This window comes from Amycolatopsis keratiniphila (genome assembly GCF_000400635.2).
Lineage (GTDB): Bacteria > Actinomycetota > Actinomycetes > Mycobacteriales > Pseudonocardiaceae > Amycolatopsis > Amycolatopsis keratiniphila.
In genome coordinates this window covers 4,591,686-4,618,018 of record NC_021252.1, presented here as the reverse complement: position 1 = coordinate 4,618,018, position 26,333 = coordinate 4,591,686, and the positions used below count along the sequence as shown (strand labels likewise).

Here is a 26,333-nt window from a genome sequence, read left to right as displayed (position 1 = left end):
CTGATCACGCGAGTTACGGCTTCAATCACGTGAGTGCGGTGCCGCGGCACAGGGCTACGGGGCTGACGCCGGGCGCTTGAGCGAGACCGGGAGCGATCGATGGCCGTTGGAGATGAACGAGTCGAGATGCCGTAAAGCGTCCGGCGAGGCCGCGAGGGTCATGTCCGGGAAACGCTCGAACAGGGCCGGAAGCGCGATCGCCGCCTCCAACCGGGCCAGCGGTGCGCCGATGCAGAAGTGCGCGCCGTACCCGAAAGCGATGTGCGCTTTGTCCTTCCGTTTGATGTCGAACGCGTCGGCGTCCTGCCCGTGCAGTGCCGGATCCCGTCCAGCGGCGGCGTAGCCGGCCAGGATCGCGTCGCCTTGCCGGATCACCACGTCGGCGACGGCGATGTCTTCGACGGCGTAGCGCAACGGCAGGTTCGCCACGGGAGCCTGCCAGCGCAGGGTTTCCTCGATCGCGTCGGTCCAGGAGGCCTGTCCGGCGCGGAGCAGCGCGAGCTGATCGGGATGGGTCAGCAGCGCGGTGATGGCCTGGTCGAGGAGATTCACGGTGGTTTCGTGGCCCGCCGAGATGAACAGGATCAGGGTGTCGATCAGTTCCGTTTCGTCGAGCCGGGCGCCGTCGTCCTGTGCGGCGATGAGCGCGGTGGTGAGATCCTCGCCCGGGTTCTCCCGCTTGGCGGCGACGAGTTCGGTGAAGATCGAGTGGATGTCCTGGTAGGCGGCCAGCATCGCTTCTTGGCTGGCCGAGGTCCGGAAGAAGACGTCGACCGAATGACGCAGTCTGCCGCGGGCCGCGTCCGGTACGCCGAACAGGTGGCAGATCACTTCGATGGGCACCGGATAGGCGAAGTTCTCCCGCAGGTCGACGGGTTCGCCCTCGGGCAGCGCCGCGAGCCCGACCAGCAGATCGGTGACGATCCGGGTGATCCAGGGCTCCAGCGTGGCGATCCTGCGTGCTGTGAAGGCCTGCGTGACGAGGGATCGGAGCCGTTTGTGGTCGGCGCCGTAAGCGGTGAACATGTTCCGCACGTTGACCCACACCAGCAACGGCCAGTCCGCGCTGACCTCGGCAAGCGCCGGCCAATGCTGCCGGGCGTCCTTGGAAACACGCGGATCGCTGAGCAGGTCACGCAGCAGCTCATAACCCGTCACCGACCAGGCCACGACACCGCCCGGCAACTCGACTCGGGTGATCGGGCCTCGTTCGCGCAGTCGTGCGTTCTCGGCGTGGATGTCTTGGCCGTTCGGGTCCAGAACCAGGGGACGCGTCACCGGGGATCACCCTTTCTCGGCGGAGCGGACCGGGTCCAGCCTGCCAGCGGTGGCCGTCGCCCGGCTATTCGCCAAACGGTGGTCGCTCAGTAAAGCTCGATGACGAGCCGGTCGGTCAGCGCGCGTGAGACGCACAGCGCCATTTGGCCTTCGCGGTCGGCGGCGGTCAGGCAGTTGTCCCGATGGTCCGGGGTGCCTTCGAGCACGCCGGACACGCACGAGCCGCAAATCCCTTCCTCGCAGGACTTGAAGACCTCGATGCCGTTGTCTTCGAGCACAGCCAGGATCGATTTTCCGGCCGGTACATCGAATTCCTCGCCGGTGTCGAGTTCGACGGTGAGGGGACGGTCGCCGGAGGTGTCCACTTCGGCGGCTTCGAAATGTTCGACGTGTACATGGTCGGCGCCGACGACCGGGCCGAGCACGTCGCCGACCTGTCGCATGAAACCGTCGGGACCGCAGGTGTAGACGTGGGTCGACGGGGTCAGGTCCTCGGCGATCGTCCGCAGCACGGCGGGATGTTCGGCGCGGGGGACGCCGAAATGCGGCCGGATCCGGTCGGCGAACTCGACCCGTTCTTCGAGAAGTGCTACGAACGCCGCGGTTTCCCGTGAGCGCGCGAAGTAGTGCAGCTCGAATTCGCTGCCCCAGGTGTAGAGCTCGTAGGCGATCGAGAGCAGCGGCGTGATGCCGATACCGCCGGCGACGAGGACGTGCCGGTCCGCGTCTTCGGCGACGGCCAGCAGATTGCGCGGCTCGCTGATCTTGAGGTGATCGCCGACGGAGACTTGGTGCATCGCCACCGATCCGCCGCGCGAGTCCGGTTCCCGTTTGACCGCGATCAGGATCGAGCGCGGGTCGTCGGGGGCGCCGCACAGCGAATACTGCCGCAGCACCCCCGTCGGGCCGACCACGTCGACGTGCGCCCCCGCCCGGTAACGGACGCGTAGCGGCTCGTCGTCCTGCCGGACCAGCCGCAGGGTACGGATTTCCGGTGTCTCTTCGGTGATTTCGACGACGCGGAAGAGGACGTTCGTCATCTGGATGCCTCCTGGTCAGCGCATGAACAGGCCGCCGTTCGCGTCCCAGCAGGCGCCGGTGACGGAGGCGGCTTCGGGGGAGGCGAGCAGCGCCACCATCTCGGCGATGAACGTCATGCTGCCCAGCCGTCCGACCGGGATGCCGGCCGTCAGCTTCGCGAGGTTCTCCTCGCCGACGATGCGGTGGACCATGGGGCTGTCCTGCGGTCCGGGGGAGACCGCGTTCACCGTGACTCCCCGTGCGGCGAGCTCGCGGGCGAACACCTTGGTCGCCGTGAGGATCGCGCCCTTGGAGGACGCGTAGTGCCCGCCGGTCGAGGTGCCGCCGTTCTGCCCGGCCAGCGAGGCCAGATTGACGATCCGGCCGTATCCGGCTTCGGCCATGTGCGCGCCGAACAGCTGACAGGCGTGGAAGGTGCCGTTGAAGTTCACCGCCATCACCTCGTCGAGCTCCTGCGGCGTGATCTCCAGCAACGGTCGTGCCTGGGTGCGGGCGGCGTTGTTGACCAGCACCTGCACCCCGCCGAAGTCACCGAGCACCGACGCGAGCAACTGATCGATGTCCGGGCGGCTGGCGACGTCGACGCGGTAGCTCTGGGCGTGCGACCCGGTCCGGTCCAATTCGGTCGCGAGCCGTTTCGCGGCCGCCTCGTCGAGGTCGGCGATCGCCACCCGGTGGCCACCGCTGTGCAGGCGCCGCGCGATCTGCTCGCCTAGCCCGGTCGCCCCGCCGGTGACCACGGCGACCGGCGCGTTGCCGCTCACAGCAGGAATCCCGCGGCGGGAACGGCTTCGTCGGCGTTGACCAGCCGGACGACCTTGCGGGCGAAGCGGTCTTCGCCGGCACTGGCGCCGAGGCGGACGACGTAGTCGACGTCCGCGGCCCAGAGGTCGTGACGGCCGCGTTTGTACGCCACGATGATCTGGGCGGCCTTGAGCGTGACCGACCGGTCGTCGACGTCCGTGGGGATGAAACGCGAGACGGTCCGCACGGTGATCGCCGAGTCCACCGCGGCGATCGCGTAGCCCTCGGTCATCCGCCGCACGCGCAATCCCCGCATCCGGGCGTCGTCGTTGACCATGTTGAGGACGTCGTCGAAATCCTCGGCGTCGCGTTCGATCGGGATCACGTACCTCGCGTCTTCGGCGTAAAGCCCTTGCCAGGTCTCGTATTCCTTGGCGTCCAGCAGCGCGGCCTCGCGCCACGCCAGCTCGATCGCGCGAACCACGCGGGGATCGGTGAGGGTCTCAGTCATCGCTCATCATCCGCTTCCATTGGGCGTACGCCGCCCGCATCCCGGTCTCGTCGGTGACATGGCTGGTCGGCCAGCCCTCGGCGGAGGGCTTCTCGCGACCCAGGCCACGGTTGACCATGATCGGCAGTTCGGGGGCGCCCTGGGCGCCGCGCTGCACCCGGTCCCAGCCCTCGGAGTCGTCCGGGGTGCCGAACCCGAACGGCCCCTGGAAATGCTCGTGGGCGCGCAGCCGCTCGCGGTTGACCGGTCCGACGATCTCGGCGGGGCCGTCGCTGCCGAGGGCGACGTGCTCGATCACGGTCTCGTCGACGCTGATCGGCCGCAGCACCCGGAAGAACGAGATCGACATCGACACGTTCGGGAACAGGTTGAGGTTGAACCCGGTGCCGTGCACGGCACGGACGAGCCTGCGGATCTCGGCCTCGTCCGCCCCCGCGGCTTCGAGGCGGGCGACCAGCCCGTCGAACCGCGGCTGGAGCGGCTCGCTGCCGTCGTCCGCGTTCAGATCGGAGTGCTCGGGAACCATCTGCATCACCGAGTGGCCGTTCCCCAGATCGTGGGTGACCGCCGTCGGATCGGTCATGAACGACATCATCTCGGCGGTTTCCGCGTCGACCGAGGCCATCCATGAGCGGTGCACGATGGGGAAGTGGTACCCGTCGGTGGTGTTCTCCAGCTGGATCTTCCAGTTGCCCCGATAGGTGAACCGGTGGGTGCCCAGCACCTTCACCGGATAGCCGCCGCCCTGCGCCATGAAGCGATCGATCCACAGCTTGACGTCGCCGAGGAAGTCGGCCAGCGGTTCGGCGTCGGCGTTCAGGGTCGCGAAGATCATCCCTCCGTAGGACTCGGTGCGAAGGGTCTTCAGCCCGAGATCTGCCTTGTCCATGACGCCCTCGTACCCGTCGGGGTACGGGATGCCGCGCAGTTTGCCGTCCAGCCCGTAGGACCAGGCGTGATAGGGACAGGTAAACCCGTTGGCATGACCCGACTTCTTCTCGCAGAGCGACGCGCCCCGGTGGCGGCAGCGGTTCACGAGCGTGCGGATCTCGCCCTTGCGGTCCTTGGTGACGATGACCGGATGGCGCCCGACGTGGGTCGACTTGAAGCTCCCGGCCTTGGGCAGTTCCGATTCGTGGGCGACCCAGATCCAGGACCGCTCGAAGATCTTCGTCATCTCCTGGTCGAAGATCGCGGGGTCGGTGTACATCCGGCCGGCGACCCGGTCGCCGAGGACGAGGTCCGCGGGCGGGAGGTCGTACACGGTGGCGGCGGTGAATTCGGTCATCGCGATCAGCCCCGGTATTCGCGCGGTGTGAGGGCGCGGCCGATGCGCGCTTCGATCTTGGCGTACTTCCACAGCTTCCACGGACTGTCGCCGACCGGTGTGGTGCGCAGGAAGTCGCACGCCTTCTTGACGGTCTCCTGCGTGTCGACGTCGCAGAGCAGGTAACAGGTCCACGGCCAGCCGTCGGAAGGGCCGACCATATGCGAGTCGTCGTCGATGTCGCCGATGAAGTCCACGCCGGGCAGGCCCTTGATGCCGTCCATCAGCGCGACGAAGGCGGTCCAGACGTCACCGGCGGCGACGCCGCCTTCGGGCAGGTCGAAGAAGTTCTGGTTGATACCGATGCAGAACAGCACGCGCAGCGGGGTATCGCTCATGGTGGTGGTCCAACTCCTCGTCAGCGGTCGTGGTGGGTCACTGGAAGCCGGGAACGGTGGGCGGATGGCCCATCAGCACGGCACCCGCGGCGTCGTACATGGCCGGTCCCAGGAAGGCGTGCTGCTGCGGGACCAGGGCGTCGCCGAGCAACCACTGCAACGGATGGTCCGTGGCGATGGCACCCGTTCCGGACAGGCCGATGACCCGGTTGACGGTCTCGGCGGCGGTCTTCGCGAGATGGGTCGAGGCCAGCCGGAGATGGGCGTTCTGGTGTGGCGCGACAGGATCGCCGTCCAGCACGGTCTGCCACGCCTCGTCGGTGACCTCGTAGAAGTACGCCCGCGCGGAACGCATCGTCGCCTCGGCTTCGGCCAGTCCCGTGCGGTAGTAGGCGCGGTCGGCGAGTTTCGGCGCGCCCGTGACGCCCGAACGGCCGCTGCCGACCTCGGTCGCGAAGTCGAGTGCCGCGCGGGCGACCCCCGCGCCGACGACCGCCAGCACCTGGGAGGCGTACGCGAGCGTGGGGTAGCGGTACAGCGGCTCGTCGATGGTGGGCTCACCGCCGCGGATGAACGTCCATTCGCGTGGCACCTCGACCTTGTCGACGACCAGATCGAAGGAACCGGTGCCCTTCATCCCGACGACGTCCCACTCCTGGACGATCTCGACCTGCTCGGGCCGCAGCAGGGCGGTGCGCGGCTTGCCGTCGGTCGTGTCGTCCCCCGGGATGCCGACGCCCAGGACGTCCGCGCCCATGCAGCCACTCGCGAACTTCCAGCGCCCGTCGACCAGGAAACCGGAGGCGGTCGGCTCGGCTCGTTGCACGGGGAAGAGCCCACCGGCGAAGCACACGTCGGGACCGTCGGCATACAGCTCGGCCTGCGTCTCGACGGGCAGCGCCGCGAGATAGACCAGCGCGGAGCCGAAGCTGGCCACCCAGCCGGTGGATCCGTCGACGACGGAGATCCGCTCCACCGTCCGCAGGAATTCGGCCGGGGGCAGGGGCCTGCCGCCGAACCGTTCCGGCGTCGCGGACCGGTAGACGCCCGCCGCCTTGAGCCGGTCGACGAAGTCGCGGGAGACGTACCTCTGATCCCGGAACTCCTGACGGCGCTCGAGGAGTTCGGCCAGGACATCGTCGAGTGTCACGGCCGGGCTCTCCTGGATCTGGGCCATCGGGCGCTCCTCGCGTCGTAGGGAAGATGTCTCCGACGCTAGGGATCATCGCCGCGGGTGGCCATTGGTCATTGCCTGCCGGCGGCCGGGGATTCCCACGCAGAGGGGTAGGGGAAATCCTTACCGGAGGGTCCGGCGGCGAACTCCTATGCTGAGCCCGTGGAGGTCGACCCGATCGCGCCCGAGCTGGCCACCGGCGACTTCGTGGCGATGATGAACGCCTCGAAGGTGTGCGTGCTGGTCCACGACGCGGCGACCAAGAACATCCTGTGGGCCAATCCCGCCGCGTGCGAAATGCTCGAATTCAGTCTTTCCGAGCTGCGCCCGCTCAAGGCCAACCACATGAGCAGCTCCGCCCAGCAGTACGACCGGGTGATCGGACGGGCGTGGCTCCAGGCGGCGGTGGAACACGGTTCGAGCCGGATCGTGTGGCACTACCGGAGCAAATCCGGCCGGGTCATCCCCACCGACGCGGTCGCCATCCGGGTCGAGCTGGAGCGCGGGCCCGCGGTGATGGTCCAGTTCCGCGACATCCAGCGCGCGGAGGAGATCGAACGAGAGCTGAAGCTGACCACGTCGTACGTCGACGCGCTGGCACGGCACACCTCGACCGTGGCGTTCATGCTCGACGCCGCCGGCGCGGTGCGGTTCGCGACGGACAGCGCGCTGACCTTCCTCGGCCTGACCGGCGACGACGACCGTCTGGCAGGCGAGCCGCTGACCGAGTACGCGCGGCTTTACCTGGGCGGCAGGCCGGTGCGCTGGGCCGAGGTCGTCGCCGGCGCCGAGCCGATCGGGCCGGTGCAGCTGGAGTTGCCGGGGGAGAGCTCGACCTGGCTGGAAGGGAGCCTGGAGCGGCTTTCCGAGTCCGAGGTCGACGCGTATCTGATGATCCTGCACGACGTGTCCGAACGCGTCCGCGGCGAAGCACGGCGAGAGCTGGAACTGCGGCACGAGAACTACCTGGCGCGCTACAACGCCATGGGGGACATGGCGATGGCGATCGCGCACGAACTCGGTCAGCCGCTGGCCGCCGCCGCGAACTTCATCGCGGGTATCCGGGCGCGTGCGGCCACGATGGCGGACGGCGGCGACGTCCGCGAGCAGATGGGCTACGGCCTGGACAGCGTCGCCCGCCAGATCGACCGGGCCAAGGACATCGTCGGTTCGCTGCGGTCCTTCGTCGGGCATCTGGAACAGGTCGAGCAGGTGGTCGACCTCAACGAGATCGTCCGGGAGTGCCTGTACTTCATCGAGCTGAGCGCCGCGCCGAACTCGGTCGCCGTCGAGGTCCGGCTCGATCCGGCGCCGGTGCTGGTGCGGTGCGAACGCGTCCTCACCGGGCAGGTGGTGATGAACCTCTGCCTCAACGCGATCGACGAGACCACCGAATGCGAAGCCGTGCAGCGGCGGATCACGGTGGGCACCCGGGCCAAGGAGGGGGTCGGCGTCCTCACCGTCGACGATCACGGCCGCGGCGTCGCCAGGGATCCGTTCGCCGAGTCGTTCACCAGCAAACCGGGTGGCAGCGGGATCGGGCTGGCACTGAGCCATCGCATCATCACCCGGCAGCACGGGAGCATCTGGGCCGAGCGGCGGGACGGCGGCGGCTCGCGGTTCGGGTTCGCCCTGCCGCTGGCCACGTAAGGGAAATCCTCAGGCGGCGCGGTGGAACTCGGGATATCGCCGGTTTCGGCCACGGCTCTAGCGTCGGGGTATGCCCGATGAGCTGACCACCACCCAGCGACGGTTCCGCGCGGCGATGGCGAACCTTTCGACGGCTGTCAACATCGTCACCACCGACGGCGTCAGCGGCCGCGCCGGCATCACGGTGAGCGCGGTCTGCTCGGTCACCGACTCGCCGCCGACGCTGCTGGTCTGCGTCAACCAGTCGAGCTACACACACGACATCTTCCGGACCAACGGCCGGATGGCCATCAACGTCCTGGCCGCCCACCACGAGGATCTCGCCCTGCAGTTCGCCGGCGCGACGGACGTGCCGATGCTCGACCGGTTCCGGTTCGAGGTCTGGGATCACGACAGGTTCGGCATCCCCGTGGTCCGTGACGCGGCCGCCGTCCTCATCGGAGGAGTCGGCGCCGAGTTCACCCAAGGGACGCACACGGTGCTCTTCGTCGAGGTCGAAGACGTCTTCGTCGACGAGGAGGCCGGAGGTCTCGCCTACTTCCGGCGCGAGTTCCACCGGATCGCGCCATGAGCGAGCGCACCACGTTGATGTGTTACAACGACAACCACGGCTACGGCTGGCGCCATGTGGACCTGTTCGTGCACGACTCCGAGGGCCGTGAGCTGAACTGGGTCCATTGGCAGGCCCCGGCGGACGGTCCCGACGCCGCCGACGAGGTGACGGCGCGGGTCGAGCCCCGGCTGAAGCGGACGTCGGAGTGGCGGCACGCGGTCAGCGCCGGTGGCGTCGACTATTGGGAAGCGGATGCCGCGTGGGAGGACGAGTGAACCTCATGCGCCCGTGGTCGCTGCGGGAACTCGTCCAGGACCTGCGGCTGGGGCGGACCACTCCGGAAGCGGCCGCGAAACGCGCGCTCGCCCGGATCGCCGAGACGGACTCGCAGCTGCGCGCCTGGGTCGACCGGACGGACTTCCTGCCGGGCGCGGGTGTGCCACTCGGGGTCAAGGACATCATCGATCTGGCGGGTGTGCCCACCCGTTGCGGTTCCACACTGCGCGCGGAAGCCGCTCCGGCGGCCTCGGACGCGACGATCGTGACCGCGTGGCGCGCGGCCGGAATGGCTCCGCTCGGAAAGACGGTCACGACCGAGTTCGCGTTCTTCGCGCCGGGACCGACCCGGAATCCCGCTGCTCCCGGTCACACCCCGGGCGGCTCGTCGAGCGGGTCGGCGGCCGCGGTCGCGTCCGGTCAGGTGCCGTTGGCGCTCGGTTCGCAGACCGCCGGGTCGGTCACCAGGCCGGCGTCGTACTGCGGGGTCGCGTCGCTGGTTATGAGCCACGGCCGCTATCCGGTCACCGGGGTGACGGGATTGAGCCCCAGCCTGGACAGCCACGGTGTCTTCGCGGCCACGGCCGCCGACCTCACGATCGCGTGGGCCGCGCTGACCGAAGAGCCCGCGCAGGAAGCGCGTCCGCCGCGGATCCTGGTGTGGTCGGCCGACGCGCTCGACGTCGTCGAAACACCGATGCGGCATGCGTTGAACCAGGCGGCGAAGCGTCTGCACGAAGCAGGGGCGATCGTCGAGCCGTTCCGCGACGAACGGCTGATGGCCGAGCTCACGGCCGCGCATCCCGTGGTGATGGCCTACGAGGCGGCGCGGGAAAGGGCCGCGGAACTCGCCGTGGCTGAGCGGTTGAGCGCGCCCTTGGCACAGCTGCTCCGGGCCGGGGCCGCGACCTCGGCCGACGAGTACGAAACCGCCCGCGCGACCATCGCCGACGGCGCGGTGCGGCTCGCGGAGACGTTCGACGTCGTGCTCGGCCCGGCTGCCCCCGGCGCGGCGCCACGCGGACTGGAGGCGACGGGGAACCCGGTGCTGAGCCGGGGCTGGCAGGCACTCGGCCTGCCCGTGGTCGCCTTGCCCGGCTTCACCGACACGGCGGGGCTGCCGCTGGGTCTGCAACTCGTCGGCCGCCACGGCGGGGAGAACGAACTGCTCGGCCACGCGTGCTGGGCGGAGCGGGTGCTCGCCGGGGATTCATGATAGGGAGCTCTCCATGGTCACCACCGATTCCGCGTCCGGCGGCGAGACGTCGCCGGTGGTCTACATCGTCGACGACGACGAGGCCATCCGCCAATCCCTGGTGTTCCTGCTGGAGAGCGTCGGCATCCAGGCGCTCGTCTACCCGGACGGGCCGACGTTCCTGGAGGAGTTCGACCCGGACGAGCCGAGCGTGCTGATCATCGACGTCCGGATGCCGGGGCTCAGCGGCCTGCAACTGCAGGAGAAACTGGTCGCCCGCGAATTCCCGGCCCCGGTGATCTTCTGCTCCGCGCACGGCGACATCCCGATGTCGGTGCGGGCGCTCCGCCTCGGCGCCGTCGACTTCCTCGAGAAGCCGTACGAGCCGCAGCGGATGCTGGAGGTCGTCCAGGCGCAGCTGGTGGTCGCGGCGGAACGGTTCGCGGAGGCCGCCTGCCGCAAGGCCGTCACCGAGCGGGTCGCGACGCTGACCCCGCGCGAACGCGAGGTGCTCCGGCTGGTGATCGACGGTCTGCCCAGCCAGCTGATCGCGCGGCAGCTGGGCACGAGCGTGAAGACCGTCGATGTGCACCGGGCCCGGATCAAGGCCAAGACCGAGTCGGACAGCCTGGGCACATTGGTGCGCGATGTGCTTCAGCACCAGGTCACCGTGTAGGTGCCGATCGGTCCAGGTGGTCGTGAGTGGCGATTCGGGTTAGAACACGAATCGCCACTCACGACACGCGATCAAGCCATCAGCACCGAAGCCGCCGGAAAGTCCGAAGCGAACCCCGCGGGCAGCGGAGCGATGAAGACGTTCTCGGTCCGCGTACGGGTGATGAGCCAACGCCCGTCCTGACGCCGGAACGTGTTGTTGAGCCTGCTCGATCGCAGCAGCCCCGTCCCGTCGGCGTACAGCCAGGGCTGGACGTGGATCCACTGCCCGTCGGCCCGATCGCCGTCGACGTGGATCTGCTCCGAGGTGAGGTAGTGCGCGTTGAGGACCAGCGCCGGGTCCCGTTTCTCACCCCAGAACCGCCCGAAATGCGCCCGGATCGCGTCCTTGCCCACCGCACGGCCGAACTGCCCGTCGTAGTACTCGCCGACGCCCTCCCAGACCGCGTCCTCGGCGTACAGGTCGAGGATCAGGTCGATGCGCCGGTCGTCGTCGGTGACGCCGTACTCCGGGCACGGCGTGTCGCAGAGGAACATGTAGCGCGCTTGCACGCGGCGGATCTCCGCCTCGGCCTCCAGCACCTCGACGCGGCGCCGGAGTTCGGTGAGTTCGTCGTTCATCGGTCGGTCCTCACGGGTGCGGTTTCGGGAAGGGCCAGCAGACAGACGACGGTCAGGGCCATCCCGCCCGCCAGGTAGTAGCCGACCGACGTCGACGAGCCGGTCCATTCGATGAGCCGGTTCGCCATCGACGGCGCGAGGCCGCCACCGAGCACCGCACCGATCTGGTACGCGAGCCCGGCGCCGGACTGCCGTTGCTCGGGCGTGAACAGTTCCGTCAGATAGGTGATCAGCGGACCGAACAGGAATCCGGTGAGCGCGAAACCGCCGGCGATGGCGAGCGCCCAGGCGGTCAGCGTGCCGACCCGCGCGATCGGGAAGAGCACGAACATGTACGCCAGGACCGCGACGGACGCCGCGAGCATCACCGGTTTGCGGCCGAGCCGGTCGGAGAGCCGGGCGCCGAGCACCACCGTCACCGCGTGGATCGCGAGCCCGGGCAGCGTGCACCACAGCACGTCCTGGATGTCCAGGCCGAGACCCTTCGGCGCGGGGCCGGCGGCGTAGGAGAGCATGAACCCGGCCAGGACGAACATGACGCCGTTGAGCCCGGTGTTCGCGCCGGCCGCGAGCAGCAGCCTGCCCCAGTTGTCACGGATGACGTTCCAGATCGGGATCTTGACGATCTTTTCGTCCAGTTTGCTGGCCGCGAGCTCCTGGAACACGGGCGATTCCTCGAGCGCCCGCCGCGCCCAGACACCGATGGCGAGGACGACCGCGCCCGCGATGAACGGGATCCGCCAGCCCCAGCTGGTGACGACCCCTTGCGGCAAGTAGAAGATCAGCACGAAGGCGAGGTTCGCCAGCAACGCGCCGAGCGGTGAGCCCAAGGCGACGAAGGCGCCGAACGCCGCCCGTCGTGACGGCGGCGCGTGCTCGACGGCGAGTACCGACGCCCCGCCCAGCTCGCCGCCCCGGGAGAAGCCGTGCACCAGACGCAACAGGACGAGCAGGAACGGCGCCGCGACACCCATGGTGGCGTACCCGGGCAAGAGTCCCATCAGGACGGTGGCCGCGCCCATGAGGTAGAAGGTGATGAGCATGGCGCGGCGGCGGCCGTAGCGGTCGCCGACCCAGCCCATCACGATCGCGCCGAGCGGCGCGACGACGTAGCCGATCGTGTAGGTCGCCAGGCTCATGAACGAGGCGAACCAGGGATCGGTGTCGCCGGAGAAGAACACCTTGGGGAAGACCAGCGCGGAGGCGACGGTGTAGATGGAGAAGTCGAAGAACTCCAGCGAGGTCCCGGCACCCGCGCCGATCGCGAGCCTGCGGGTCTGGGTCGAGGTGGTCCTGGATGGAGCGGTGGATGCTGTCATGCGCGCTCTTCCTTGAACGGTGACGGGCGGTCGACGTTGCACCCCTCCCGGCAACGTTCGTCTCAAGGTAGGAAGGTCGAAGTACCGCGCCAAGTGGAGGAACCCGTTCCCCGGCTGAAGGTTTTCCCTACCCGGTTCCCGACATAGAGGAGGTCCGCGCGTGAGCGCCGTCAACGATCTGCCCGCCACCACCCAGGCCGAATTGCTGGCCACCGGTGAGTTGTCGGCGAGGGAACTGCTCGACGCCACCCTCGGCCGCGTGGCGGAGCTGAACCCGGCGCTGAACGCCGTCGTCAGCATCGACGAGGAGAGCGCGCGAGCCGCCGCCGCGGCGGCCGACGAAGCACGGGCGGCCGGGCGGTCGCTCGGACCGCTGCACGGGCTCCCGCTCGCCGTGAAGGATCTCCACGCGACGGCCGGGATGCGCACCACCTTCGGCTCGCCCGCGTTCGCGGACAACGTTCCCGACGCCGACGAACTCGTCGTCGCCCGGATGCGCGCCGCTGGTGCGATCGTATTCGGCAAAACGAACGTCCCCGAGTTCGGCGCGGGCTCCCACACCTTCAACCCGGTGTTCGGCCTGACGCGCAATCCCTACGCGCCGGACCGTTCGGCGGGCGGTTCGAGCGGGGGCGCCGCCGCCGCGCTCGCGGCCGGGATGACGTCGCTGGCCGACGGCAGCGACATGGGCGGATCGCTGCGGAATCCCGCCTCGTTCTGCAACGTCGTCGGCCACCGCCCGAGCCCCGGGCGGGTCCCGACCTGGCCGGCGCGGGACGCCTGGTTCGCCCTGGGCGTCCAAGGCCCGATGGGACGCACGGTCGCCGACACGGCGCTGCTGTTGTCGGTGCAGGCGGGTCCGGACGATCGCGCTCCGCTGTCGCTGGCCGAATCCGGCAGCGTGTTCGCGGCCGGATTGCCGACCCGGCTGGACGGGCTGCGCGTCGCGGTCTCGCCCGACCTCGGCGGCCGGGTGCCCGTCGACCCCGAGGTCGCGGCGATCGTGGAAGCCCAGGTGGACGTCCTGCGCCGCCTCGGTGCCGAGGTCGTCTCGGGCTGTCCGGATCTGACCGGGGCGGAGGAGGTCTTCCGTACCTTCCGCGCCCTGAACTACGCGCAGTCCGTCGGTGATCTCGTCGACGGTGAACCGGACAAGGTCAAGGAGACCGTCCGCTGGAATGTCGCGAAAGGACGCGCGCTCACCGGCGCGGACATCGCGACCGCCAACCGGCTGCGCACCGGACTGTTCCACCGCGTCCGCGCGTTCTTCTCCGAAGTGGACGCCGTCGTTCTCCCCGCCAGCCAGGTCCTCCCGTTCGACGCGGAGCTGGAGTACCCGAAGAGCGTGGGCGGGACCGAGGTCGAGGACTACCTGCACTGGATGCGGGCGGCCTATCTGATTTCGGCCACGGAGTGCCCGGCCACGGCCGTCCCGGCGGGATTCACCGGCGACGGGCTGCCGGTCGGGGTCCAGGTGGTCACGCCGCACCATGCCGATCTCCGCGCGCTCGGGATCGCGCACGCGCTGGAGCAGGCGAACGGTCACACCGCTCGCAGGCCGGTCTGACCGTCTCGTGGTGGTGCCAGCGCTACCACGAGTCTTCCCTCACGCGGGATCGATCACGGCCCTCGCCGCCCGTACGTTTGGCGGGACAGATCACCACCGCTAAGGGGAAACAATGACTTCAGGGGGCGCATGCGCCTTGACGCTGGAATCCGTGAGCAAGGTCTACGGATCCGGCGACGGCGCGGTCACGGCTTTGAACGGGGTGACCGTCGAAGTGCGCCGGGGCACGTTCACCGCGGTGATGGGACCGTCGGGCTCGGGCAAGAGCACCTTCCTGCACTGCGCGGCCGGGCTGGACAAGCCGAGCTCGGGCCGGGTGCTGCTGGGGGACACGGAACTGAGCAGGATGCGTGAGAAAGCACTCACAGAGCTGCGGAGGACGCGCATCGGGTTCGTGTTCCAGGCTTACAACCTGCTGCCGTCGCTGAACGTGCTGCAGAACATCACGTTGCCGATGCGGCTGGCCGGGAAGAAGCCGGACCCGCAGTGGCTGCGCGAGATCGTCGAGGGCGTGGGGATCGCGAAGCGGCTCGAACACCGGCCGTCCGAACTGTCCGGTGGCCAGCAGCAGCGGGTCGCGATCGCCCGCGCGCTGGTCACCCGGCCGGAGGTCGTCCTCGCCGACGAGCCGACCGGGGCGCTGGACACGCGTACCGCGAAACAGGTCCTCGACCTTCTTCGCTCCATTGTGGACGGTATGGGGCAGACCGTGCTGATGGTCACCCACGACCCGGTCGCGGCGTCGGCCGCGCACAGCGTGCTGTTCCTCGCCGACGGCAGGCTGGCCGGTCACCTCCCGGCGCCGACGCCGGACCGCGTCGCCGAGCGCATGACCCACCTCGGGGAGTGGTGACGTCATGTGGGATTTGGCTTGGCAGACGACGAAGACCCGTTTGAGCGGTTTCGTCGGCGCGTTCGTCGCGATCCTGTGCGGGACGGCGCTGGTCGCCGGTTGCGGCGTCCTGATGGAATCCGGTCTGCGCGCCGGTGTCCCCACCCAGCGGTACGCCGACGCGGCGGTCGTCGTGGGCGGCGGGCAGACGGTCGCACCGCCCGGTACCGGCGCGCTCGACAGCCAGCAGGTCGCCGAGCAGGCGTCGGTCCCGGTGACGCTCACCGGGGCGATCACCGCGCTGCCCGGCGTCCGTGGTGTGGTGGCGGAGCAGAGCTTCCCGGCCACCGTGGTGACCGCCGACGGCCGTGCGCTGAACGGGCCGGAAGGCGGCCAGTCGCTCGGTCACAACTGGGACGCCGCCGTGCTGGCGCCGTTCTCCCTGCGTGACGGCCGCGCGCCCGCCGGTGCCGACGAGGTGGTCCTGGACGCGGACCTGGCGTCACGGAGCGGCGTGTCGGTCGGGCAGCGGGTGAAGATCGCCGTCCGTTCGGCACCGGTCGAGTTCCGGGTCTCCGGGATCGCCGCCCCGAAGACGGGCGACGGCCTCACGCGGCAGTCCGCGCTGTTCTTCTCACCGGAGAAGGCCGTCGAACTCGCCGGGACGCCGGGGCAGGCGCACGCGATCGGCGTGCTGGCTGAGCCCGGTGTCACGCCGGGCGACCTCGCCGAGAAGATCAGCGCCGCGGTCGGCGACAAGGTGACGGTGGCGACCGGGGTCGAGCGCAGCACGGTCGAATTCCTCGACGTCAGCCAGACCCGGATGCTGCTGATGGCGCTCGCGGGCTCGTTCGGTGGTTTCGCGCTCCTCATCGCGGTGTTCGTCGTGGCCAGCACGCTGGCGCTCGTCATCAACCAGCGTCGCCGGGAGTTCGCCCTGCTGCGGGCGATCGCGGCGACACCGCAGCAGATCCGCAAGCTGATCGGCGCCGAGACGATGCTGGTCGCCTCGGTCGCCGGGGTGCTGGGCAGCGGACTCGGGGTGGCGGTGGGCTTCGGCCTGCGGAACGCCTTCGGTGCCATCGGGGTGATCCCGCCGGACTTCGAACTGGCGATCAGCCCGATCCCGCTCGTCGCCGCGCTGGTGCTGGGCCTGGGCACGGCACGGTTGGCCGCCTGGTCGGCTTCGCGTCGTCCGTCGTCGATCCGCCCGGTGGAGGCCCTCGAGGAGGCCGCGGTGGAGCGGCGCGAACTCGGCCGGGTGCGCCTCATCGTCGGCTGCGCGCTGGTGGTGGCCGGTCTCGCCGGGTCGATGGTCCCGATCTTCGTGCGCGGTGAGGCGGGGCTCGCGGCTTCGGGCAGTTCGGCGCTGGTGATCGTGATCGGGCTGGGCGTGCTCGGCCCGAAGGTGGTCGCCCTCATGACGAGGCTGATCGCCCCGGTGCTGAACCGGACTTCGCGGATCAGCGGCTACCTGGCCGCCGCGAACAGCCAGGCCAACTCGCGACGGCTGGCGGCCGCGGTGACGCCGGTGATGCTGGCGGTCTCGTTCGCGCTGACGATGTTCTACAGCCAGACGTCGGCGGCCGCGGCTCGCCAGGAGGAGACCGTCGAGTCGACCACGGCGGACTACGTGCTCGCCAGTGGCGCCGGTGGGCTGTCCCCGGAGGTCGCCGAGGCGGCACGGCGGGTCCCCGGTGTCTCCGCCGCGACGCCGGTCGTGCGCACCGAGGTGCTGAACACGGTGCAGGAGCAGGACAAACTGCGCGTCGAGCGGTACGCGGCGCAGGGACTGGACGGCGCGCAGGTCCGCGGGAACGTCGATCTGGGTGTCGTGTCGGGCAAGATCACCGACCTGACCGGGAACACCGTGGCGATGAGCGAGTCGGAAGCCGATTGGTACGAGAAGAAGATCGGCGACGAGGTCGAGTTCTTCTTCGGTGACGGCTCTCCGGCGAAGCTGCGGCTGGTCGCCACCTACACCCGTGAGCAGGCTTTCGGCCGGTACGTGCTGCCCGCCGATCTCGCGAGGGCGCACACCGGCGACCGGATGGACGATTCGGTGCTGGTGCGGCGGCAACCCGACGCGGATCCCGCCGCCGTGACCGCCGCGCTGAACGAACTCGGGGCCCGCTATCCCGGCCTGGCCGTGACGCCGGGGTCGGCGGTGGCCGCGCCCGCGAACGGGCAGCAGGACGCCCAGTTCTACGTGAACCTGGTCGCGGTCGGGGTGATCCTCGGCTACGTCGTGATCTCGGTGGCGAACACGCTGGTGATGAGCACGGCGCAGCGCTCGCGGGAGTTCGCGCTGCTGCGCCTGATCGGCACCACGAAACGCCAGGTGGCGCGGATGATGCGGTTCGAGGCGCTGGCGACGGTCGGGGTCGCGGCCCTGCTCGGCACCGTGGTGGCGGGGATTCCCCTGATGCTGCTGAACCTCGGCCTGCGCGGGACACCGCTGCCGTCGGGCACGGTCACCGTCTTCGGCGGGGTCATCGCCGGCGCGATCCTGCTCGGGGTGCTCTCGCTCGGCCTCGCCACCCGTGTGGCGCTGCGGTCGAAGCCGATCGAGGCGATCGGTCTCCGCGAATAGCCGGCCCCGTCGTCCGGTCAGCCCTCCGCGGCGGGCCGGACGGCGGGGATCTTCCCGCCGCGGAAGGCGTCCACGAACAACCGGTGGTCGTCGCGCGACTGCTCGGCGTAGGCCATCCCGAACTCGGTCAGCGTGCGGACGAACTCGTCCTCGCGGTCGCCGATGACCCCGGCGATGGCCTCTTCGCTCTGGAAATCGACCAGCGTCTGCTCGGAGTCCGAATCGGACACACAGTGCATCTTCGCGGTGGCGCGGCCGAGATAGTCGAGGACCGGCCCCATCTCCGACGGTTCGGTCAGCTCCGACCAGTCCAGGTCGTCGACGTAGGGCGACAACTCCGAGACGACGAAACCGGTCCCGTCGATCTCCGTGTACCCGAGCCACGGGTCCGCGTGCGCCTGCAACGCGCGCTGGGAGACGGCGGTGCGGTGCCCCTCGTTGGTGAAATAGCCGCGGATGCGCTCCTCGGCGACGATGCGGCTCGGCGCCGCGACGTTCCCCTGCTTCATCGACAGGACGACGTCGTTCTCGAGCGCCTGGGTCCGGCCTTCGACGAGGATGTTGTACGCGGGCAACCCGGCGGAGCCGATGCCGAATCCGGTCCGGCCGACGATGTCCTTGACCCGGTAGGTGATGCTGCCGAACCGCTTGTTCTCCGGGATGGTGTCCAGATAGGACTCGAAGGCCTTGGTGGCGATCTCGCGCTCGGCCCGGTCGAGGACCCGGACGCCCGGCCCGTGCCGGAACCTGCGGTCGTAGTCCTCCACGGTGGTCAGCTCGTCGAGCAGATCGATCCGGGTCTTGAGCCGGGCCCGGAGCAGGACGTTGTGCAGGACGCCCTCGGTGCTGTCCAGCTGGAGCCGGACGAGTTCGTCGCCGGGGCGCTCGGCGTACTCGCGGACCTGTTTGACGTAGGCACGTAGATAGGTGCCGATCAGCGCCTCGATGTCGTCGTCGGAGATCGCCTTGCTCCACGCCAGCAGCGCGACACTGGCGGCCAGCCGTTTGAGGTCCCAGGTGAAGCAGCCGAGGTAGGCCTCGTCGAAGTCGTTGACGTCGAACACCAGCGTCCCGGACGAATCCATGTAACTGCCGAAGTTCTCGGCGTGCAGGTCGCCCTGGATCCACACGCGACCGGTCTCGGCGTTCGACCACGGGTCGTCCTCGTGCGCCATGTCCGCGTAGAACAGGCACGCCGAGCCCCGGTAGAAGGCGAACGGGGCGGCGGCCATCTTGCGGAACTTGCGGCGGAACGCGTCGGCGTCCGCGCGCATGAGGTCTTCGAAAGCCTCCACCAGCACCTCGACGATCCGCGCCTGACGAGCGTCCTCGCCCTGCTCGCGGATCGACTCGACCACACCTGCCATCACGACCTCCAGACGTCGTTCACGGTGCCACAGGTCGGTTCGCCGGGCAGATCAGATCTTGCGGAAACGCGCGTCCAGCAGCGCGAAGACACCGAACGCGGCGATGCCTGCCGCGAGCGCGAGGAGCATGGGGCCGCCGTACGGCTGAGCGGAGAGCGTCTTCAGCGCGGCGTCGAGGCCGCTCGCCTTGGCCGGGTCGAAGGTGACCGCGGCGACGATCGTCAGCACGCCGATGGTCCCGTACGCGGCGGAGAGCGCGATCCAGCCGATCTGCCCGAGCCGGATCGTCAGCGTCCTGGCCGTCCCGGTGGCGCCGCCGAAGTCGAGCTCCCGCACGAAGGTCTTCCGGAGTCCGCGTTGGGCGAGGAACACCGCCACCGCGACGACGGCGACTCCGGCGACGGTCACCAGTGCAGGTCCGTAGGACTCCGCGAGGATCCCGGCCACGAGGGAGCCTTGGCCGTCGTCGGTGCCCGCGAGGGCGATCTTCACCGCGCTGTAGGAGACCAGGCCGTACAGCACCACCTCGATCCCGCTGACGATCCTGCGCACGGTCCGCCGCCGCGTCTTCACGTGCCGGTGCCCGGTGATCGCCTCGCTGAGCTGCCACATCGCCAGCACGGCGAGACCGGCCGCGATCAGCCACAGCAGCCACGCGCCCCCTTCGGCGACGACCATCTGCAGTGCCCCCGCCTTGTCCGCCCGCGCGTGGTCGCCGAGCGCGACCTGCGCCGCGAGCCACGCCACGAGCAGGTGCACGACGGCGTAGCAGACCAGCCCACCCCGGGCGATGAGGCCGAACATCTTGCTGTCGCGCATCGGGCGATCCTCGCCGAGCGGCCGTTCGCTCGCCAGGTCCGGCCGGAGCAATGTGCCCGGAATGTCGGGCAGGTCACTCTTGATCTCCACCGAGGTCGAGGGTGAAGGCTGGGCTCATCAGCTGCTTCGAGGAGTGAACATGAATGAGGACAAGGGTTTCTACTCGATCATCGAGTACGCGGTCGACGGGCCGGAGACCCAGGCGGCGTTGGTGGAGGCCTTCGCCGAAATCCAGGACCGCTGGGTGCGGTTCTACCCGGGCTACGTCTCGGCCCGGTTCCACGCGAGTGTGGACGGGACGCGGGTCGTCAACCTGGTCAGCTGGGCGAGCGAGGCGGACTACCGGCATTTCGAAGAGACGTCGGACACCGCGGGCCGGCTCGCGGCCATCCAGGCGGCACTCGACGGCCTGCCCGGCGAGGTCGAGTCGCGGGTGAGCGCGAACCCCCGTTACCGCGTCGTCCGGGAAACCGGCCCCGGTCCGCGGGTGGGCGGCTGAGGGCCGAAGGTCCCGATCCGGAAAGGACCACGGCCACTTCCGGCCCCCGCTCCCGCACGAAAGGGTGAGGTCACCCCCTCCGGCTAGGGAGCCGCGATGATCCTCACCGAAACACCGGTCGTCACCGCCGCGCTGGAGGCCGCCGTCCGGGCACCGTCACCCCACAACACCCAGCCGTGGCTCTTCGAAGTCGGGCCGGACGTCATCGGCGTGGTCCTCGACGAGGAGCGCGTGCTCCAGGTCTGCGACCCGGACCGCCGTGAGGCGCGGTTGTCCTGCGGCGCGGCGCTGCTGAACCTCGAACTCGCGATCGCCGTCGCGGGGCGGTCCTGCGACGTGGAGTTCCTGCCCGAGAAGGACCGGCCGGAACTGCTGGCCAGGGTGAGGATCGGGCCGCGGCACCGGGCGAGTGCGGCCGAGCAGCGCCTGGCGGCGTCGATCCGCGTGCGGTATAGCAACCGGCGGCCGTTCGCCTCGACCCCGGTCCCCGCCGGGGTCCGGCACGCGGTGCGGCGGGCGGCCGGGGACGAGGGCGCGAAACTGATCCTGCTCGACGAGGTGGGTCTGCTGGAGGCCGTCGCGGGACTGATCCGGCGGGCGGATCACCTGCAGACCCTCGACGACCGCTTCCAGGCGGAACTCCGGGAGTGGACCAGGGAGCAGGGGAGTCACGACGGCGTCCCGGCGTACGCAGGCGGGCCGCGACCCTCGGGTGGGTTGCTGCCCGTCCGGCATCACGGGGAGAGCGACCAGGTCCGGGAGTTCGAACAAGATCCGGTCGTCGCGGTGCTGACGACACCGACCGATGGACCGCTCGCCCAGATCCGGGCCGGGCGGGCGATGCAGCGGGCGTTGCTGACGGCGACTTCGCTCGGCCTCAGCGCGTCGTTCTACTCGCAGCCCATGGAGATCCCGTCCGCTCGGGCCGTGCTCCGGTCGCTGGTCGGGGACAACGCGCAGGTCGTTTTCCGGCTGGGTTACGGCTTCCCGGGGTCCACCACACCTCGCCGCCCGGTGGGCGACGTCCTCCGGATCCTGCGGTAGAGGGCCCGGATCCCGAAGGCCGCGAGCAGGCCGAGAACGGCCAGCCCGATCGGGCGCAGCGAGACCGTCCACGGCCATGCCTCGCCGTCCAGCGCGAGATGCCCCGTCTCGTATTCCAAGGTTCTGGCCGTCCACCGCGTGGTCGCGGTGTCGGTGGTGCGCACCAGGTCTTCGAGGACGGCGTCGAACGGGAACCCGGGCCCGGCGTGCAGGTACACCGGAGAGAGCGCGGAGTACCGGTCTGCAACGTGACTCGCGGCGGCTTCCGCGCCGGGGACGACCAGCCGGTCTTCCGGTACCGGCGTGCCGCGTGGGACGAAGGTCAGTCCGTGCCGGGACCGGATCGGCGAGCCGTCGAGCCCGACGGCCGTCGTCTCGACCGCCAGCGACTGGCCGTAGGTGTCGAACACCGCCGCGAGTTCAAGTTCACGGATCCCGGAAGTCAGCAGGACCCCCAGCATCGGCTTGTCCCACCGGAACGCGGTGTTGAACCCGACGACGGTGTCCGCCGCTTCGAAGCCGTTCTGCGTCATCGGCGCGCTCGAACCGGGGGAGTAGTGGGTCCAGCCGACGGCTTCGGCCGCCTTCCGCGCGGTTTCGGTGCCGGCGAACCGCTCGGTGACATGGAGCGCCCCGTCGATCCCGGAGAGGATCCCCGCCGTGGTCACGATGTCCCCGTCGTCGACGTAACGCGTGCCGCGGATCCAGTCCACGGCGGGGAATTCGTCGTCGAAGCCGCCGATGCGGATCCAGTGCGCGGTGGCCTTCCGCCCGTCGAGGAGGCCGGCCGAGGCGAGGACACCCGAACCGTTGCAGACGCTCATGAGCAGCGAGCCCCGCGACAACTGCCGCTTCAGCCACTCGGTCACCGGCCGCGTGGTCGGCTCGCCGAGATCCGGCAACGCGGGTACCACCACGACGTCCGGGGCTTTGGCCGAGAGCAGCCGATCGAGAGCGGCGAAGTCCAGGTCCGGGCTCAGATCGAGCCCGCCGGTCAGGGTGACCGGCCGGGCCTGTGGGGCGACGGTGTAGACGTTGAACGCGCCGGACGCCGCCAAGACCTCGTACGGTGCGAGCGCGTCGGAGACGACGGCGCCTTCGTTGCCGACGACGACCACCGCGGTCGGCTTGGCGGGATCATGAGCCTTGCGTACCGGCGGCGGCGCGATCCCGTCGGTTCTCTGCGTGTAGCGGTTCTCGAAGCTGGCGTCGAGCGTGACGGCGCCGAGCGTGACCGGCAAGGCGAGCGCGGCGACGGTGAACGCCAGCACGGTCAGCGTGACATGGACTATGGAGCGCATGGTCAGGCTCCGTACTCGGCGCGGCGGCGGAACATGGCGGCGAGCATCGCGGGCACCATCAGCACGTGCCCGGCCGTCATCAGGGCCGATCCCGAGATCAGACCGGTCCAGAAGAACGGCAGGAACAGCAGATAGGGCACGTACATCGCGGCCGACATCTCCGCGATCGAAGCCCAGCCGTGACGCCGGATCCGCATCCACAGCGCCATGCCGAGCGACATGTTCGTCGCCATCACCAGCGCGTTCGCGGTCACGTTCCCGGCGAGGTCCGGCCACAGGAACGACCAGACCGGTTCGAGGACGATCATCCCGGCCACCATCGAGATCAGCATCTCCACAGCGTGACGGGTGAAGTGCAGGACGGCCTGCTTGCGGGACTTCTGTTCGGTCGTGTGGTTCATTTCCGGCTCCCTCGGTCGTTGCGACGGGAGCAATGTTCGGCCGCGGCGGGGCACGAACGCAGGTGCCGGAAGTCATGTGCGAGGTCATGTGACCGGGTCTTCGGATCGGTCCAGGTGGTCGTGAGTGGCGTTTCGGGTTAGAACCCGAAACGCCACTCACGAGGACGTGGCACCGCACTCACGTGATCGAAGCCGCAACTCGTGTGATCAGGGGCGGAACACTCGAGTGCGGCATCCAGTCACGCGAGTTACGTGCCTGATCACGCGAGTCACGCCTTAACTCACGCCGCGCCCTGCGTTCCTAGTCCGTGAAGGCCTCCTTGAGGGAACCAGAGTCCCTCAAGGAGGCCTTCACGGACTTCCGACCGAAACGCCACTCACGACCCAACGCTCAGAACAGGCCGAGTTCCTTCGCGCGCAGGGCGGCCTGGGTGCGGTCGCGCACCTGGAGCTTGGACAGGACACTCGTCACCAGGTTCTTCACAGTGCCCTCGGCGAGGAACAGCGTCTTGGCGATCTCACGGTTGCTGCGGCCGTCCGCCAGGAGCCGGACGACCTCCAGTTCCCGGTCCGAAAGCGGTGTCACCGACGGTCGGGGTGTCTCGGCGGGCAGCCGGGCCACGCGCGCGACGAGTTTCGCCGCGACGGAAGGCTGCAGCACCGATTCGCCCCGTTGGGCCGCCACCAGCGCTTCGACCAGCCGCGTCGACGAGACGTCCTTGAGCAGATAGCCGACGGCGCCCGCGCGCAACGCGGCGAACACGTCTTCGTCGTCGTCGAACGTCGTCAGCGCCAGGACGCGCACGCCGGGTTGTTCGGCGCGAAGCCGTGCGGTGGCCGCGATCCCGTCCAGCACGGGCATCCGGAGATCCATCAGCGCGACGTCGGGGCTGAGTTCGGCGCAGAGCCGCACGGCCTCCTCGCCGTTCGCCGCCTCGCCGACGACGTCGATCTCGGGCTGGACCTCGAGGAGGGTCGCCAAGGCCTCGCGGAACAAGGCCTGGTCGTCGACGATCAGCACGCGGACGGTCATCCCGGCACCTCCACGGTGAGCGTCAAGCCTTGCCCTTCGGCGGAGTCGACGGAAACCCGGCCGCCGAGGCCGGCCACCCGTTCGCGGAGCCCGACGAGACCGAAACCCTTGTCCGGTGGGGAATCCGCGGCGATCCCGAGACCGTCGTCGCGAACCTCGATGCGCACACGGTCGGCGACGGCGTAGTCGAGCACCACGGTCGCGGTCTTGGCCCGCGCGTGCTTGCGCACGTTGGTCAGTCCCTCCTGCGCCGCCCGGAACAGCGACTCCTCGACGTCGGCGCGCGTGTCCCGCGCGGTGCCCTTGACCTCGAACCCGGTCGGCACGCCCGCCGCGGAAGCCTCGTCCGCCAGCGTCCGCAACGCGTCCGTGAGCGGCTCGGAACGCGGCTCCCGCAGCGCCGACACCGACCGGCGGACCTCCGCCAGCGCCTCGCGCGACTGATCCTGCGCCTTGGCGAGCATCCCGTCGGCCCGCTCCGTGTCCCCGGCGCCGATCACCGCGCGGGCCGCCTGCAACATCATCTGGACGACCGTGAGGTGGTGGCCGAGCCCGTCGTGGATGTCGCGCGCGAGCCGGTTGCGTTCCTGGATGGTCGCGAGTTGTTCGGCTTGGGCGGCGTGGTCGCGAAGCCGTTCGTGCGCCTCGGCCAGTTCCTCGCGCGCCCGCTTCTCCCGGACGACCAGCTCGGTCACCACGGCGGCGAAGACCATGACCGCGAGCGTCCCGAGTCCTTCACGGAGCCCGTCCATCGGCGCCATCGGCAGGTGGATGAGCGGGATCACGACCGCGACCCCGAACGCCACCGGCAACGGCAGCAGCAACACGGTGTGGCAGACGAGGACCACGAGAAGCAGGACCGCCCCGACGGCGGCGCCCGACAGCGAGAACAGGGTGAAGCCGAGCGGTAACTGAACGCAGACGTACGCGATCGCCCACGCGCGTCCGTGTTCCTGCACCCACGGGAAGCCCACGATCGCGATCGCCGCGTAGACCAGCCCGGCGAGGAGCGTCGGCAGCACGAGCGTCTCGTACTTGGCCGAGCCGAGTGGCAACGTCACGTAAGCGACGAGGGTCAGCACCGCCAGGGCCCGGTTCACGGACACACCATGCCATGCCTCCCGCATTAAGAGGACGAAATGCGGGGATCAGGCGATGGTGCTGTTCCGGATTTCGAGCGAGAAGGGGGTCTGGACGTCTTCCGGTTCGAGGTCGCTTCCGCCGGAGATACGGCGGCGGAGGAGATCGACGGCGGCCCGCGCGATCGCCGCCTTGTCCGGCGCGATCGTCGTCAGGGACGGCAGGCTGTACGCGCTCTCCTCGTTGTTGTCGAAGCCGACGATCGCCATGTCCGACGGCACCTGGACGCCGCGTTCGGCCGCGGCGCGAAGGGCGCCGATGGCGAGGAGGTCGTTGAAGCAGAAGACCGCGTCGGGCGGTTCCGGCAGCGCGAGGAGATGCGCCATCGCCTCGGCGCCGTTGGCGCGGTGATACCGCAGAGCGGGCAGGACCAGTTCCGGGACGGGCGCGAGCCCCGCCTCGGCGAGCGCGGAGTGGTAACCCTCCAAACGCTGAGCGGCGGTATGGCGCTGCGGATGCGCGCCGATCGCGGCGATCCGCCGGCGGCCGAGCGAGATCAGATGCCGCACCGCGATCCGGGCGGCCTGGACGTTGTCGATACCGACGTGGTCGATCGGGACGTCGACGACGTGCTCGCCGAGCATCACCAGCGGGACACCCGGCGCGAGGTCTTCGAAATCGTTGGTGTGCAACGCTTCCGGGCTGATGATCGCCCCGTCGATCAGATGCGGGCCCAGCGCGGACAGCGCGTTGCGCTCACGTTCCCTGGTGCCGAGGGTCTGTTCGATGAGGACGTTCCACTCGTGCTCCTGCGCCGCCTGCAGCACCAGGCCCGCCAGCTCGCCGAAGTACGGGATGCTCAGCTCGGGCAACATCAACCCTAGGAACCCGGTACGCCCGCGGCGGAGGTTGCGGGCGCCGAGATTGGGCCGGTACCCGGTCGACGCCAGTGCCTCTTCGACGCGTTTGCGGTTCTCCGGCTTGACGAAGTCATAGCCGTTGACCACGTTCGACACGGTCTTGACCGAGACGCCCGCAAGCTTGGCGACGTCCTTGAGCGTGGCCACCCTCGCTCCCCTCCACAGTGCTCCGGTA

The 26,333-nt window shown here is 69.6% G+C and carries 26 protein-coding genes; 10 read left to right on the top strand and 16 right to left on the bottom strand.

Translation table 11 applies throughout. From position 1 onward, the window contains the following. Nucleotides 1-54: 54 nt before the first annotated feature. From AORI_RS62045 to AORI_RS62015, 7 genes are all read right to left on the bottom strand, one after another. On the bottom strand, nt 55-1,278 hold the full coding sequence (locus tag AORI_RS62045; protein ID WP_016334555.1) for a cytochrome P450 family protein: 1,224 nt from the start codon (nt 1,276-1,278) through the stop codon (nt 55-57). Nucleotides 1,279-1,364: 86 nt separating this feature from the next. Further along, nucleotides 1,365-2,318: a PDR/VanB family oxidoreductase gene (locus tag AORI_RS62040; RefSeq protein WP_016334554.1), complete on the bottom strand. Its 954-nt coding sequence runs from the start codon at nt 2,316-2,318 to the stop codon at nt 1,365-1,367. 15 nt (nt 2,319-2,333) lie between these two features. After that, nucleotides 2,334-3,083: an SDR family NAD(P)-dependent oxidoreductase gene (locus AORI_RS62035; RefSeq protein ID WP_016334553.1), complete on the bottom strand. Its 750-nt coding sequence runs from the start codon at nt 3,081-3,083 to the stop codon at nt 2,334-2,336. After that, nucleotides 3,080-3,574, bottom strand: a complete 495-nt coding sequence (locus AORI_RS62030; RefSeq protein WP_016334552.1) for an aromatic-ring-hydroxylating dioxygenase subunit beta — start codon at nt 3,572-3,574, stop codon at nt 3,080-3,082. Before AORI_RS62030 ends, AORI_RS62035 begins: the two co-directional genes overlap by 4 nt. After that, nucleotides 3,567-4,862, bottom strand: a complete 1,296-nt coding sequence (locus AORI_RS62025) for an aromatic ring-hydroxylating oxygenase subunit alpha (protein WP_016334551.1) — start codon at nt 4,860-4,862, stop codon at nt 3,567-3,569. Before AORI_RS62025 ends, AORI_RS62030 begins: the two co-directional genes overlap by 8 nt. Before the next feature lie 5 nt (nt 4,863-4,867). Then, a complete protein-coding gene (locus tag AORI_RS62020; RefSeq protein WP_016334550.1) occupies nt 4,868-5,239 on the bottom strand; it encodes a hypothetical protein in 372 nt (123 codons plus the stop codon). Between the two features lie 37 nt (nt 5,240-5,276). Further along, a complete protein-coding gene (locus tag AORI_RS62015) occupies nt 5,277-6,416 on the bottom strand; it encodes an acyl-CoA dehydrogenase family protein (protein ID WP_016334549.1) in 1,140 nt (379 codons plus the stop codon). A 159-nt stretch (nt 6,417-6,575) separates the two neighbouring features. On the opposite strand from AORI_RS62015, the gene AORI_RS62010 reads away from it, so the two are divergent. The 5 genes from AORI_RS62010 to AORI_RS61990 all read left to right on the top strand — a co-directional run bounded on the left by AORI_RS62010 (nt 6,576) and on the right by AORI_RS61990 (nt 10,763). Next, the gene (locus AORI_RS62010; protein ID WP_016334548.1) at nt 6,576-8,063 is read left to right on the top strand and encodes a PAS domain-containing sensor histidine kinase; all 1,488 of its coding nucleotides are present in this window, start codon (nt 6,576-6,578) and stop codon (nt 8,061-8,063) included. Nucleotides 8,064-8,133: 70 nt separating this feature from the next. Continuing rightward, nucleotides 8,134-8,634, top strand: coding sequence for a flavin reductase (locus AORI_RS62005; RefSeq protein WP_016334547.1), 501 nt, complete (start codon nt 8,134-8,136; stop codon nt 8,632-8,634). After that, nucleotides 8,631-8,891 carry a hypothetical protein gene (locus AORI_RS62000; RefSeq protein WP_016334546.1) on the top strand — a complete coding sequence of 87 codons (261 nt, stop codon included), beginning with the start codon at nt 8,631-8,633 and terminating at the stop codon, nt 8,889-8,891. The genes AORI_RS62005 and AORI_RS62000 overlap by 4 nt, the downstream gene beginning before the upstream one ends. Nucleotides 8,892-8,896: 5 nt before the next feature. After that, nucleotides 8,897-10,108 (top strand): amidase, encoded by a 1,212-nt coding sequence (locus AORI_RS61995; protein WP_043848859.1) that lies wholly within the window; start codon nt 8,897-8,899, stop codon nt 10,106-10,108. A gap of 13 nt (nt 10,109-10,121) precedes the next feature. Continuing rightward, a complete protein-coding gene (locus AORI_RS61990) occupies nt 10,122-10,763 on the top strand; it encodes a response regulator transcription factor (protein WP_016334544.1) in 642 nt (213 codons plus the stop codon). A 71-nt stretch (nt 10,764-10,834) separates the two neighbouring features. Here the strand turns inward: AORI_RS61990 and AORI_RS61985 are convergent, their stop codons facing one another. Both AORI_RS61985 and AORI_RS61980 read right to left on the bottom strand, forming a co-directional pair. After that, nucleotides 10,835-11,383, bottom strand: a complete 549-nt coding sequence (locus tag AORI_RS61985; RefSeq protein ID WP_016334543.1) for a nuclear transport factor 2 family protein — start codon at nt 11,381-11,383, stop codon at nt 10,835-10,837. Beyond that, on the bottom strand, nt 11,380-12,702 hold the full coding sequence (locus tag AORI_RS61980) for an MFS transporter (protein WP_016334542.1): 1,323 nt from the start codon (nt 12,700-12,702) through the stop codon (nt 11,380-11,382). Before AORI_RS61980 ends, AORI_RS61985 begins: the two co-directional genes overlap by 4 nt. A 160-nt stretch (nt 12,703-12,862) precedes the next feature. Between AORI_RS61980 and AORI_RS61975 the strand changes: the two genes are divergently transcribed. From AORI_RS61975 to AORI_RS61965, 3 genes are all read left to right on the top strand, one after another. Further along, the gene (locus AORI_RS61975; protein ID WP_016334541.1) at nt 12,863-14,269 is read left to right on the top strand and encodes an amidase; all 1,407 of its coding nucleotides are present in this window, start codon (nt 12,863-12,865) and stop codon (nt 14,267-14,269) included. Nucleotides 14,270-14,381: 112 nt separating this feature from the next. Continuing rightward, on the top strand, nt 14,382-15,122 hold the full coding sequence (locus AORI_RS61970) for an ABC transporter ATP-binding protein (protein WP_043848137.1): 741 nt from the start codon (nt 14,382-14,384) through the stop codon (nt 15,120-15,122). 4 nt (nt 15,123-15,126) lie between these two features. Continuing rightward, nucleotides 15,127-17,694, top strand: coding sequence for an FtsX-like permease family protein (locus AORI_RS61965; protein ID WP_016334539.1), 2,568 nt, complete (start codon nt 15,127-15,129; stop codon nt 17,692-17,694). A gap of 17 nt (nt 17,695-17,711) precedes the next feature. On the opposite strand, the gene AORI_RS61960 is transcribed toward AORI_RS61965, so the two are convergent. Further along, nucleotides 17,712-19,061, bottom strand: coding sequence for a DUF2252 domain-containing protein (locus AORI_RS61960; RefSeq protein ID WP_016334538.1), 1,350 nt, complete (start codon nt 19,059-19,061; stop codon nt 17,712-17,714). Nucleotides 19,062-19,112: 51 nt separating this feature from the next. After that, nucleotides 19,113-19,970: a DUF1206 domain-containing protein gene (locus tag AORI_RS61955; protein WP_016334537.1), complete on the bottom strand. Its 858-nt coding sequence runs from the start codon at nt 19,968-19,970 to the stop codon at nt 19,113-19,115. 49 nt (nt 19,971-20,019) lie between these two features. Between AORI_RS61955 and AORI_RS61950 the strand changes: the two genes are divergently transcribed. Beyond that, a complete protein-coding gene (locus tag AORI_RS61950; RefSeq protein ID WP_016334536.1) occupies nt 20,020-20,379 on the top strand; it encodes an antibiotic biosynthesis monooxygenase in 360 nt (119 codons plus the stop codon). Between the two features lie 96 nt (nt 20,380-20,475). Next, nucleotides 20,476-21,423 carry an Acg family FMN-binding oxidoreductase gene (locus AORI_RS61945; RefSeq protein ID WP_043848136.1) on the top strand — a complete coding sequence of 316 codons (948 nt, stop codon included), beginning with the start codon at nt 20,476-20,478 and terminating at the stop codon, nt 21,421-21,423. Here AORI_RS61945 and AORI_RS61940 read toward each other — a convergent pair. From AORI_RS61940 to AORI_RS61920, 5 genes are all read right to left on the bottom strand, one after another. Beyond that, complete coding sequence (locus tag AORI_RS61940) at nt 21,357-22,724, bottom strand: DJ-1/PfpI family protein (protein WP_016334535.1); 1,368 nt, start codon at nt 22,722-22,724, stop codon at nt 21,357-21,359. The two genes, AORI_RS61945 and AORI_RS61940, sit on opposite strands and share 67 nt — an antisense overlap. 2 nt (nt 22,725-22,726) lie before the next feature. Continuing rightward, on the bottom strand, nt 22,727-23,125 hold the full coding sequence (locus AORI_RS61935; protein WP_016334534.1) for a hypothetical protein: 399 nt from the start codon (nt 23,123-23,125) through the stop codon (nt 22,727-22,729). Between the two features lie 391 nt (nt 23,126-23,516). Further along, nucleotides 23,517-24,158 (bottom strand): response regulator, encoded by a 642-nt coding sequence (locus AORI_RS61930; RefSeq protein WP_016334533.1) that lies wholly within the window; start codon nt 24,156-24,158, stop codon nt 23,517-23,519. Beyond that, nucleotides 24,155-25,258 (bottom strand): sensor histidine kinase, encoded by a 1,104-nt coding sequence (locus tag AORI_RS61925; RefSeq protein ID WP_043848857.1) that lies wholly within the window; start codon nt 25,256-25,258, stop codon nt 24,155-24,157. Before AORI_RS61925 ends, AORI_RS61930 begins: the two co-directional genes overlap by 4 nt. A gap of 48 nt (nt 25,259-25,306) precedes the next feature. Then, a complete protein-coding gene (locus AORI_RS61920) occupies nt 25,307-26,305 on the bottom strand; it encodes a LacI family DNA-binding transcriptional regulator (protein WP_016334531.1) in 999 nt (332 codons plus the stop codon). Nucleotides 26,306-26,333 lie beyond the last annotated feature (28 nt).